Raw genomic sequence first — 12,395 nt, forward strand, 5'->3', positions numbered from 1 at the left:
TTGTCGTCAACACTTCGGTATAATTAGTCGATAATGAATACACTAAAAGCGCCTATGTAAAATCTACAGATTTTTATAATACTGAAATTTGAAGCGTTCGAGACGCTTGTTTTTCTTTAGTTTTTTTATATAGAAATAACGTATCCGAAATTTCACTTCCTGCTATTGTGCCCCTTAATGATGTAGAAGAAAAAAAGTAAATATGTTATACCAGCCCCCTTTGCAGGCTGTGTTTAAGCCGCTGTAAATCGTTGTAATTGCTTGATAGCTCGCTTTATTAAAAAGAATTTTCAACCTCAGCAGCTTCAAGCATCAAGTAATGTAAATCGGTATTCTTTATAAACGGTTTTAAAAGCTGACTTCCGGGACCATACATAGCTAATTCTACATAATCTGCAGAGTGTTGCATACTTATCCATCCGACTGAATTATGCAGTTTTTGCATGGTCGCCAAAAGATTAAAAGGCAAGTGTTTTGGGTTATACAACCCATTAGCGGTAGGTATGTCTTTATAATAATCTAATAGTTGTTTACATTCTTCGTTGGTAAGCGCTATAGTATTGGCATAATGTATGCGTTCTTTTATTTGAGAAATAGAAGTTTCTTTACCAATACCATTTAAAACCCATTCGTTAGTGTGTTTATAATTTTGAATAGAATCAAAATTAGCATTGGCTTTACTTCCATAAATAACGCCAGGGTTTGCATTACCGTGATCTGTCGTTATAATAACTAAAGTTTCGCCATCCTGTTCAGCAAAATCCATAGCAACTTGTATGGCCTCATCATGGTCTATTTGGTCATGTATTAATCCAGCAATATCGTTACCATGGGCTGCCCAATCCACTTTACCAGCTTCAACCTGTAATACAAAACCTTGGTCATGGTTTTTCATAGCCTCTATGGCTTTTTTGGTCATCTCTGCAAGTGTTGGTATCTTTTGAGTTAGTTCTTTACTATTTTTTCTATCTATAGCATACGGAAGTGCATTGTCATCAAAAACACCTAAAATAGGTTTATTTGTTTCCGCCGAAAACATCGCTTGTTTTGTGTTTACAACCTGATAGCCTTTAGTCATAAATTCTTGATACATGTCTTTTTTATCTTTTCTTTTATTGGAAGCAAAATAATCATCTCCTCCTCCCATCATCACATCAAACTTATGTTCTAAATATTTTTCAGCAATATCTTCTTGAGCATTTCTAGATTTAGAATTCACACAAAAACCCGCAGGAGTTGCATGAGTAATGGGAACTGTTGTTACACAACCAGCTTTTTTCCCCGCTTTTTTAAATTTTTGCCAAATAGGAAAATGCGCTTCCCCACTTTTACTAATATTTAAACCACCATTTTCAATTCTCACACCACCACCCCAAGATGAACTCGCTGCAGCAGAATCGGTAACAATAGAACTTGCAGAAGCCATATCCATAAGTGCTCTACTCACTTTGTTTTCTTTATATAAACTTAACCAATTAGAACCTTTACCTGTTTTTCTAGACAAATACAAATCGGCCATATTCAAGGTCCCTATACTCATACCATCACTAACAATAATAATTATATTTTTTGCCTTTTTATATTTAGCTGTAGTGTCATAGCCAATTTCGTTCGCTAGACTATCAAAAGGATGTAATAGTGTTGATCCTAATGCAACTAACGATCCTTTTTTAAAAAAATTTCTTCTGTTCATTTTGATATGGTAATATGATTAATAATTAGTTGTAACCCTACCGGAGTATCACTACACCCAGCAACAGAACAATTTTGAACAATAAATAAAAATGGTATGACCACACTATGAATAAGGCAAAGTCCACTAGCGATAGCTTCTAATTTGTCTGATTTTTGTTTTGTAAACACCATATATTAATGCAACCGAGTTGCAAATATAAACAAAAACCTTTTATAGCAACTAAGCTACATTACAATTGTGTTATGGGAATGATAAGAAAAATAAAAAAGGTAGAAACTTTGCTAACACATTCCATCAAGGTCATAAAGCAATTTCGGCAAAACAATTAATTGATCAACTCGATTCTAAGTTAAAAAAAACAACTATTTATCGCGTGTTAGATAAACTAGAATAATATGGTGGGTTACATTCTTTTTATGAAAAGACGGGCTTAAATGATATGCAGTGCATAGATTAGACAACTACTATTGACCTTATTGTATTTCTGTGTTATTAACTCCTTAAAGATATCTTTTAGCACATAAAAACAAATTAAACATCTAAAAGTTTATTTGTAATCAACTTAAAAGAAAAACGTTAATCACACAGATTTGTTAATCAACATCTTTTGTTCATTATTTTGCTTTACTTGTTTCAAGGATGAAAAACGCCATCAATTTTTACTCTATAAAGTGATGATTTCCCTGTGATATACAATAGAGTGTTATCTTTTTTACTAAAACACATATTTGCAACTCTTTCTGAAACAGGAATAGAATTAAGCAAAGTGCCGGAAGGTGAAAATATATCTACAGCATCCCTTCCATTTGTACTTAAATAAACATTTCCTTCCTGATCAATAGTCATCCCATCACAACCAAATTCAACAAAAAGTGTTTTGTTTTGTAACGAACCATCCTCCTGAATATCATATCGGTATGTTTTGCCGCCTTGCGCATCTGTAACGTAAAGTATTTTCCCATCTGATGTTCCTACAAGGCCATTTGGCTTTTCTAAATCATCAATAACACGAGTCACTTTTTTATGATCTGAACTTATATAATAGACATGCATACCATCTTGCGAAAGTTCATTGGCATGTCTTCCGTATTTTGGGTCTGTAAAATAGATTCCTCCTTTATCATCCAGCCATAAATCATTGGGTTCATTAAAAGACACTCCATTATATGTAGAAGCTATAACTTTATATTCGCCTAAATTACTAGTGGAGGTAATTTGACCAGATTGCATTTCGCAAGTAATTAAATTTCCGTTTTTATCAAAAAACAATCCGTTGGCACCATTACTGTTTTCACGAAAAACCTCAAGTTCTTCATCAGTGGTCCAAACTAAAATTTTACTTTGATGAACATCTGTGAAATAAATATTTCCCTCCTCATCTGAAGCCGGTCCTTCTCCCCAATGAAAGCCACTTGCTAGTTTTTCTAATTTAAAAACTACAGGTGATTCCTTTTTCTCTTGAGTAAAATTATCTTGGTGAGTTGTGCCTTCCGATTTACTTTGGTTACAAGAAAACAAAAGAAATAAAAGGCCAATGATTAAAATATAATGTTTCATATTGTATGTTTTATTAGAAAGTTTTACAAATTATGCTCCGTAACATTTATTCAAATAGTCAATACTTTTTCCAACTCATATTTTTATGAATACACAAAAAACTTTGGCTTTAATCGAACAATACAAAAATAAAATTATTCCCTTTCTTTGTTTTACATAATAGATGTTTTGGTGTGTTGGCTATATGAAAGTGTCAATTTTATCGATGGTATAAAACCTCAATTTTTGCATGTAATAACATATAGCCTTATTGATTTATTGCCAACCACCACCAAGCGCTCGGTACAACTGAATAACAGCTTGTAATTCTTGAAGCTTATCACTCACGCCATTAATTTGAGCAGATAGCAAACTGTTTTTTGTCGTCAATACATCGGTATAATTAGTCGATGACGAATATTCTAAAAGCGCCTCTGTAAAATCTACAGATTTTTCTAATGCTGAAATTTGAAGCGTTCGAGACGCTTGTTTTTCTTTAGCTTTTTTATATAGAAATAACGCATCCGAAATTTCACTTCCTGCTGTTAACCAGGCTAACTTATAATCGTAAAAGGCCTGTTGTTGTACTGACTTATTAATTTTTAATCGGGCTTTGTTTTCGCCATTAGCAAATATGGGTTGGGTTAAACCTCCTATTAAATTATAAAACACAGAATTATCGAAAAAATCTGTTAAACTTAAAGATGATAATCCGCCATTAGCTGTAAGCGTTAAAGATGGATAAAAATAGGTTTTAGCCATATTTACATCTTCAAAAGCCCCTCTAAACGTCATTTCTGCTTCTTGAATATCTGGTCTATTTCTAAGTAAAGTTGAAGGAATCCCTATTTTTAAATCGGAATACGCTGTTTGGTTTTCTAAAGACGTACGTTCTATAGCTCCAGGAGCACGCCCTAAAAGAATTGAAAGTGCATTCTCTTGTTCTAAAATACTGGTTTCAATATCAGGAATAGATGTTTCTATTTCGTATCTACTCGCCTCACTTTGAACCACAGCAGCACCATCAACTACTGCCGATTGTTTTAAGTACACCATAGTTTCTTGATCGCCTATACGGTTTGCAAGGGTTTCCTTTGTAATTTTTAATTCCGCATCTAATGCCAGCAAATTATAATACCCTATGGCAATATCAGAAATAAGTTGTGTCTGTACTGCTCTAGTGGCTGCTTGAGATTTTAAAAACGACGCAACAACAGATCGCTTATTACTACGTAATTTACCCCAAACATCAAGCTCCCAACTACTCGTTAATTGTCCGACATGAGAGGTTGTATTTAAATTTACACCTGTTATTCCTCCTAAATTTAACGAGGCCTGAGACGTTTTAGATCGTGTAATCTGAGCATTACCTTCCAAACTTGGTAGAAATGCTAATTTTGCTTCTACTAAACTCGCTTGCGCTTGGTTTATATTCTCTATAGCCGACTTTAAATTAAGGTTGTTCTGTAAGCCTTCTTCAATTAAGTCTTGTAAAGTACTATCTCTTATAATTTCCTTCCAAGATAAAGTCGCCATAGATGTAGTGTCTTGCACTAATGTATCTCTATATTGCGCTGCAAATTCATCGTCAGGCGTTTCGTATTTCTTAGTAACCACACCACACGAGTTTAACGTTAGAATGATGACTGTTACGGATATATAATATGTTAATGATTTAAATGTCATGTCTGAATTTTATTTATTTAAATGCAATTTTTCATCGTCTTCATCTCCCCAATCGTGATCGTGAACACCTACGATACGTTCTTGTAAGGTTTGGAAAACCACAAATAATACGGGGATAATTAATACACCTAAAATGGTTCCGATAAGCATACCACCAATAGCGCCTGTACCAATCGCTCTGTTACCTGTTGCACCAGCTCCTGTTGCAATCATTAAAGGAAGTAATCCGAAAATAAAAGCAAAAGAAGTCATTAATATTGGTCTAAATCGAGCAATGGCACCGTCTATTGCAGATTGCACAATAGTTTCTCCTTCCCGGCGTCTTTGTATAGCAAACTCTATAATTAAAATGGCATTTTTGGCGAGTAATCCTATTAACATCACTAATGTAATTTGTATGTAAATGTTATTGCTAATTCCAAATAAATTCGCAAAAATTAAGACTCCAGATAGACCCGCAGGAACGGCTAATAACACAGCTATGGGTAGAATATAACTTTCATATTGAGCACATAATAAGAAGTACACAAAAATGAAACACAACATAAAGATATATACGGTTTGACTTCCTGCAGAAATCTCTTCACGTGTCATCCCTGAGTATTCATAGCCATACCCTATTGGTAAAACTTCTTTAGCAACCTCATCAATCACTGCAATAGCATCTCCAGAACTATAGCCATCATTTGGTGCGCCCATTATACTCGCAGCGGTAAATAAATTAAAACGTGTTAAACTTTGAGGACCGTACACACGTTTAAGTGTAACAAACTCTGTAATAGGAGCCATTACACCATCTCCATTTTTCACTTTAATGGCATTTAGACTTTCTAGATTGTCTCTAAAATTGGCTTCTGCTTGATAAATTACACGGTATTGCTTACCAAATTTGTTAAAATTAGAAGCATATACCCCACTAAAATACCCTTGCATTACACTTAACACACCTTCTACATCTAAGCCTGCTAACTTAGTTTTAGCCACATCTACCACCACTTCATATTGTGGAAAAGTAGGATCGAAAGTTGTATTGGCATATTGTATTTCTGGGCGTTCGCTTAACGCAGCAATAAGATCTTGACTTACTTTATAAAGTTCGTCTACTGTTCCACCACTTTGATCTTGTAATTGTAGTTGAAACCCATTACTCATCCCAAACCCGGTAATGGTTGGAGGTGCAAAAAAGATAATTCTGGCATCTTTAAAATCTGCTGTTTTAGCAAATAAGCGTTTAATAATGGATTGCACATCTTGATCGTCGCCAGTTCTTTCACTCCAATCTTTTAATTTTAAAATGATCATACCGTAATTAGAGCCTTCTCCACTAATCATTCCACGACCTGTAGAACGTAACACATTGCTCACTTCGGGCATATCTTGGACTAATTCTTGCAATTGCTCAACAACCTCTGCGGTACGTTCTAAAGATGCCGAGGCTGGCAAACTAATATCTGCCATAATAGTTCCTTGATCTTCATCAGGAACAAACCCCGTTGCTGTTGTATTCATTAAATATACAAACAGTCCAATAAAGACAAGAAGTGCACCTATAGCAACAGGTTTTCTCTTGATTAAAAAAGACACTGACTTTTTATATTTTGAAGTTGTTTTCTCAAAACCGACATTAAATGCGATATAAAATCGATCTAAAAAGCTCTTTTTTGCATGTTCATCATGTGGTTTCAATAAAATGGCACATAAAGCGGGACTTAACGTCAATGCATTTATGGCCGATAATATAATGGCAATTGCTAAGGTAATTCCGAATTGTTGATAAAACACCCCTGAAGATCCACTAATAAAGGTCACAGGAATAAAAACGGCAGACATCACTAAAGTAATAGAAATAATAGCTCCAGAAATTTCACTCATCGCATCTAAACTGGCTTTTCTAGAAGAGGTATATCCGGAGTCTAACTTAGCATGTACAGCTTCCACAACCACAATCGCATCATCTACCACAATACCAATGGCGAGCATTAAAGCAAAAAGTGTTAAGAGGTTAATTGTAAAACCAAAGATATTTAAGAAAAAGAAGGTTCCTACAATGGCGACAGGCACTGATATGGCTGGAATTAAAGTAGAACGCCAATCTTGTAAGAAAATAAAAACAACCAAAAACACCAATAGAAAAGCTTCAATAAGCGTATGAATGACTTTTGTAATAGAAGCTTCTAAGAAATCATTGGCATTTAGCATTTCTGTATACCTTAGACCTTCTGGGAAATTAACAGCTGCCGCTTCTAAGGTCGCTATCGCATTTTCTACGATTTCTTGTGCATTAGACCCTGCAGATTGTGCAATGGCAACACCAACACCTGGACGACCGTTAATCATGGTAGAAGAACTGTAAGATTGTGCGCCTAACTCTACACGTGCCACATCTTTTAATCGCAGTATACGTCCGTCATCAGTGGTTTTGATAATAATATCTTCAAACTCTGATGCGTTTTGTAACTTTCCTTTATACTTTAAGGTGTATTGATACGCTTGATCACCTTGTAAACCTAATTCTCCTGGTGCAGCTTCTAAATTCTGATCCGCAAGTGCTGTACTTATATCTGAAGGTTCTAAACCATAATTTGCCATAATATTGGCTTTTAACCAAATACGCATACTGTAATCTCTAGATCCAAAGGCTTCAGCACTTCCTACACCGTCTATTCTTTTTAAGGTTGGAATCAGATTTATATTGGCATAATTCTGAACAAATTCTTCATCATAATCGTCATTCTCACTGTAAAGACCAATAATAAGCACATTACTACTTTGCGACTTTTCTGTGGTGACACCAGCTTGTGTCACTTCAGAAGGCAATACACTAGTTGCGGTAGATACGGCATTCTGAACATTTACTGCTGCAATATCAGGATCGGTTCCTAAAGCAAAATACACAGAAATACTTGCTGCTCCACTACTTGCTGTAGAGGTCATATATGTCATCCCTTCTACCCCATTAATGGCTTCTTCTAAAGGCACAATGACACTATTTAATACCGCTTCGGCATTTGCACCATCATAAGAAGCAGAAACGCGTACTGTTGGAGGTGCAATGTCTGGATATTGAGACATCGGTAAAGTTGAAATTCCTATAACTCCCAAAATCAGAATGATAATGGAAATAACAGAAGATAGTACCGGTTTTTTTATAAATTGTTTAAACATAACTATTTCGTTTCTGAAGTGTTTGTAGCTGTTTCTGGATTTACCTGTAAAGCTTCAATATTGGAAGCCTTAACTTCTGTAGGATTGATTTTCATTCCTGTAGATAATGTATTAATACCTTCTACGATAACTTGGTCATTCGCTTTAAGCCCATCAGTTACTATATAAGCTTGCCCCGATGTACTTGGTGTTACATTTATTTTAATTGCCTTGGCTTTGGACTCATCATCTACGATATACGTATACACACCACCTTGAAGTTCGTAAGTTGCCGATTGCGGAATAAGCAAAGCATCTTTTACCGTTCTAGGAAGTTTAATGGTTGCGCTATTTCCTGTACGAAGTAAATCGTCTGGATTATCAAATATCGCTCGCACGTTAAAAGAACCTGTATTTTCATCGACTTGACCGCTTACCGTTTGTATTTTACCTTTATGATCAAATGTGGTGTAATCTGCTAGTAAAAGCGATACCTCAGCGCCATTGGTTAACTGACCACTCTTTAGAAATTCTAAATATATTTTTTCGTTAATAGAAAAATACGCATATACTTTTTTAACGTTAGAGACCGTTGTTAAAGCATCTGTGGTACTACTACTAACTAAACTTCCTAACTTATAAGGGAGTGACCCTATATATCCTGAAACAGGAGCAGTAATGTGTGTATAACTTAAATTAGTTTGGGCATTTGCCAAATTGGTTTGTGCTTGTTCTAGTGCGGCTTCTTTGGCTTTAACTACATTTTCGGCCGACGTTAATTCAAAACTACTTATAATGTCGCGTTCAACTAAAGGTTTAGCTTTTTCTACATCTAACTGCGCCGTACTCACTTCAGATTTTGCACTACTAATTGCTGCTTTTGCACTCAATACCTCTTGTTCATATTCTGGTGCAGTAAGCACAAATAGTAATTGTCCCTTTTCTACATATTCGCCTTCATCTACCAGGACTTTCTCTATAAAACCTTCAATTTTCGGTCTAATCTCTATATTCTCAATCCCCTCAATACTTACAGGAAAATCTCTATATAAATCTATAGTCTGCGGTGTTACTTTTAAAACCTTATACGTTGCTACAGTTTCATTTTTATTAGCTTCAGTTTTGTTACCACAAGACATAAATAACAAGCTAATACAGAGTCCGATAGACCAAGAGTACACGTTAATTTTTCTAGTTTTCATTTTATTATTTCTTATTATTGATTTGATTATTTACTTACAAATTTGTGATTTCTGCTTATTTAGTTCTAAACAGTATATGTTCTATAAAGTTTGGTATAATTATCTGAATTACACACTGTATTATACGAACAGCTTGATTTTACATCAGTACTCATTATTTTTATTGATACGATTATGTCATTGTTCTAATTCTAGTTGTAATGCGATTTCCTTTTTAGATTTATGCAGAGTATATTTTTTAACTAAAAACAACGCTATTAAAGCCGCTACACTATCGCTTACTACAAAAGCGATCCATATACCAACTAATCCATATGTGTTTTCTAAAATATATACTATTGGTATAAACAATATTATCGGACGAAGTATAGCTAAGAACGTAGCTGTTTTGTTTTTTTGTAAGGCCTGAAAATATCTGGCAATTACAATTTGTACCATAAAAAATGGAATGGATATTGAGAATATTTTTAAAGCGACTTCACTGATTTGTACAATATTTATATTGCCATCAATAAAAACACTTATAATTTGAGTTGTAAATACGTTTAAAATTACAATCCCTAACAGCGCTACTATACTCACAAATTTTAGTACATAGATTAAAGTCTTCAAAGCGCGATTGTAAAGTTTTGCTCCAAAATTATAACTGATAATAGGTTGCATACCATCTCCAGTACCCAAAGCGGTCATCATAAAAATGGTATTCACTCCAAAGAGAATGCCCATGGCTGCCACAGCATCTGTCCCTCCAGATTTAAGTAGTAAACTATTAACCAATACATTTTGTATGCTTACAGCAAAATCCATAACAAAAGGCGCGAAACCTACGGATAGAATAGACAGCGTGATATTTTTTCTAATTCTTATTTTATTCCAAACCAGTTTTACCAGACTGTTATCGCTTATGTAATACCTCATCAATAATAAGACATTGGTAGCCTGTGCAATTATGGTTGCTAAAGCAGCACCACGTATGCCCAAATTAAACAGTTTCATAAAAACATAATCTAAACTTAAATTTATTATTGCTGAAAGCAGTACTAGTTTTGCAGGTAAACTGGGGTTTCCCTCTGCACGACATGTAAAAGAAAGAGCGAGAAAGAAACTTATAGGGAATCCCATTAAAATGACAAAAAGGTATTCCGACGATAAACGTAAAAGTTCTCCCTCTGCACCAAAAGCAGATAATAATTGCTTATAAAAAAGGAAGCCTACCGTGGTTAATATTGTTGTTATGATTAAAAGACCTGCGATCATATTTCCAAAGACATCTTGTGCTTTTTCAGGTTCAGATTCGCCCAGATATTTGGCAATTAAAACGCCTGCTCCACTACCAAAAAGCAATACAAAAGCAAATTGAAAAAGGTTTATAGGAAACACCATAGTTACTGCAGATAAACCTTCAGCTCCCACATATTGACCAACAAATATTCTATCTACTACATTATAAAGCACATTAATTATTAGTCCCAGTACTGCAGGTCCTACAAAAACAAGAAGCAACTTTGGTATAGCATCTTCACTTAAAGAATATTGCGTTGTCTTATTTTTAGAACTATCTCGTACAGACGCATTCCTCTTTTTCAAGAAAGGAAACGCTCTATACCATGTATCATTCAATTTACTCACAACTGTACTGTTTTTATATATACAAAAGTACTACGACATAAAAGGTTATTATGAATTATAATCAAGGTAAAAAAGATTACTATTTATGTTTTTAAGTTATATTTGAAGAAATTATCGTTATGAAGATCTACGAAGACATAAAATCTTACTTTTTAAATACAGATGATAAAATAAACGATTACTCCAATCAATTTTATATTAAATCGATAAGTGATAAACCTGAAAATCACAGTGAACCAGAAGCTGAATTCGCAGAGCCTCATAAAAGAGATTTTTTTGAATTAGCTATTCTAGAGCGCCATACCAAAAACATTAAAATAGGAGATCAAATTTTTGACAACATGACTAATGGTTTGGCCGTAGTGTCACCATTTCAAACTATTAGTTATGGTCTAACCGACCACGATGATAATGATGAAGGTTATGTGATTAATTTTAAGGCTTCGGTTTTTGCAAACATTAAGAAAACACATGAGTTACAAAATGAGTTTCCTTTCTTTAAAATACACACGTTTCCGTTATATCATTTAAGTGATACCGATTTTCATGAACTGTTGCCAATAGCTGCAGAAATGTATAAAGAAGCCACAAGCGATAAACCCCATAGTTTGGAAATTATTCGCGCTTTATTGCGTCTGTTTCTGTATAAAATAAAACGCATGACAGAAGATAATGAGGGTATCATTACTGTAAACAGATTTGAAAAAATCATGTCTAAATTCGAACATGCCATAGTATCTAGTGACAATACCTTTTTAACAGTAAACGAATATGCTGAAAGGATGAATATTAGTCCGACCTATCTTACAGAATGTGTTAAAAAAGTTACGGGTAAAAGTGCACAGAAAATTATAATAGATTATAAAATACTATATGCTAAAACACTACTCTACCAAATGGATAAATCTATTGCTGATATAGCCTATGCACTAGATTTTAATGAAGTCGCTAATTTTAATCAGTTTTTTAAACGCAATACGGGTATTACGGCAACACAATTTCGAAAAAAATAATATTAAAAACAGCTTTATCACTAAGTAAAAGGTTCCCAATTATAGATATACTATAATTGGGAACCTTTAATATATACTGCTTCTTATTAATCCCAAGATTTACTAGTAGATACTGCATATTTTCCTGGGCCTGTAAAAAAGATTACCAAAGCACCAAAAGCATATAGAAGAATCAGTTCTATTTGCAATCCACCTGTATTAGACAAGGCAAATAAATGTTCGGCATGTGCAATTAGCAAAGCCGTTATCATTCCTAAGAAAAAGACAACAGAAGCCAATCGTGTTCTGAAGCCTATTATAATTAAAATAGGCGCTAGCAATTCTGTAATAAAAACACCATAAGCAAACACTTCTGGTATACCGGCTTCTGTTAACATGTGTTTTATACCATCTAAATTGCTCAGCTTAGCAACACCGTGAAAAAGCATTAATACTGCTATGGTGACTCTTAATACTAACAATCCTAAATCTATATTCTTTTTCATTTGT

Annotated in this window: 8 protein-coding genes; 1 reads left to right on the top strand and 7 read right to left on the bottom strand. The window is 34.2% G+C overall.

The window, feature by feature from the left end:
• Window positions 1–277: 277 nt before the first annotated feature.
• From AST99_RS11610 to AST99_RS11635, 6 genes are all read right to left on the bottom strand, one after another.
• Entirely contained in the window at window positions 278–1,693 is a 1,416-nt protein-coding gene (locus AST99_RS11610) for an alkaline phosphatase (protein WP_057782002.1), read from the bottom strand.
• Window positions 1,694–2,329: 636 nt separating this feature from the next.
• A complete protein-coding gene (locus AST99_RS11615; RefSeq protein ID WP_198151503.1) occupies window positions 2,330–3,214 on the bottom strand; it encodes an SMP-30/gluconolactonase/LRE family protein in 885 nt (294 codons plus the stop codon).
• Window positions 3,215–3,508: 294 nt separating this feature from the next.
• Entirely contained in the window at window positions 3,509–4,918 is a 1,410-nt protein-coding gene (locus AST99_RS11620; RefSeq protein ID WP_057782004.1) for an efflux transporter outer membrane subunit, read from the bottom strand.
• 9 nt (window positions 4,919–4,927) lie between these two features.
• Window positions 4,928–8,083 (bottom strand): efflux RND transporter permease subunit, encoded by a 3,156-nt coding sequence (locus AST99_RS11625; RefSeq protein ID WP_057782005.1) that lies wholly within the window; start codon window positions 8,081–8,083, stop codon window positions 4,928–4,930.
• A gap of 2 nt (window positions 8,084–8,085) precedes the next feature.
• Window positions 8,086–9,264: an efflux RND transporter periplasmic adaptor subunit gene (locus tag AST99_RS11630; RefSeq protein WP_198151505.1), complete on the bottom strand. Its 1,179-nt coding sequence runs from the start codon at window positions 9,262–9,264 to the stop codon at window positions 8,086–8,088.
• Window positions 9,265–9,441: 177 nt separating this feature from the next.
• Window positions 9,442–10,893, bottom strand: coding sequence for an MATE family efflux transporter (locus AST99_RS11635; protein WP_198151506.1), 1,452 nt, complete (start codon window positions 10,891–10,893; stop codon window positions 9,442–9,444).
• Between the two features lie 119 nt (window positions 10,894–11,012).
• Between AST99_RS11635 and AST99_RS11640 the strand changes: the two genes are divergently transcribed.
• Window positions 11,013–11,906 (top strand): helix-turn-helix domain-containing protein, encoded by an 894-nt coding sequence (locus tag AST99_RS11640; protein ID WP_057782008.1) that lies wholly within the window; start codon window positions 11,013–11,015, stop codon window positions 11,904–11,906.
• Window positions 11,907–11,992: 86 nt separating this feature from the next.
• Here the strand turns inward: AST99_RS11640 and AST99_RS11645 are convergent, their stop codons facing one another.
• Complete coding sequence (locus AST99_RS11645; RefSeq protein WP_057782009.1) at window positions 11,993–12,391, bottom strand: DoxX family protein; 399 nt, start codon at window positions 12,389–12,391, stop codon at window positions 11,993–11,995.
• Between the last annotated feature and the right edge of the window lie 4 nt (window positions 12,392–12,395).

It is taken from the genome of Formosa algae (genome assembly GCF_001439665.1).
GTDB classification, from domain to species: Bacteria; Bacteroidota; Bacteroidia; order Flavobacteriales; family Flavobacteriaceae; genus Formosa; species Formosa algae.

Excerpts from the sequence above, each read along its gene's own strand:
- AST99_RS11610 (WP_057782002.1), bottom strand. The coding sequence starts at position 1,693 with ATGAACAGAAGAAATTTTTTTAAAAAAGGATCGTTAGTTGCATTAGGA.
- AST99_RS11620 (WP_057782004.1), bottom strand. The coding sequence starts at position 4,918 with ATGACATTTAAATCATTAACATATTATATATCCGTAACAGTCATCATT.
- AST99_RS11625 (WP_057782005.1), bottom strand. The coding sequence starts at position 8,083 with ATGTTTAAACAATTTATAAAAAAACCGGTACTATCTTCTGTTATTTCC.
- AST99_RS11630 (WP_198151505.1), bottom strand. The coding sequence starts at position 9,264 with ATGAAAACTAGAAAAATTAACGTGTACTCTTGGTCTATCGGACTCTGT.
- AST99_RS11640 (WP_057782008.1), top strand. The coding sequence starts at position 11,013 with ATGAAGATCTACGAAGACATAAAATCTTACTTTTTAAATACAGATGAT.
- AST99_RS11645 (WP_057782009.1), bottom strand. The coding sequence starts at position 12,391 with ATGAAAAAGAATATAGATTTAGGATTGTTAGTATTAAGAGTCACCATA.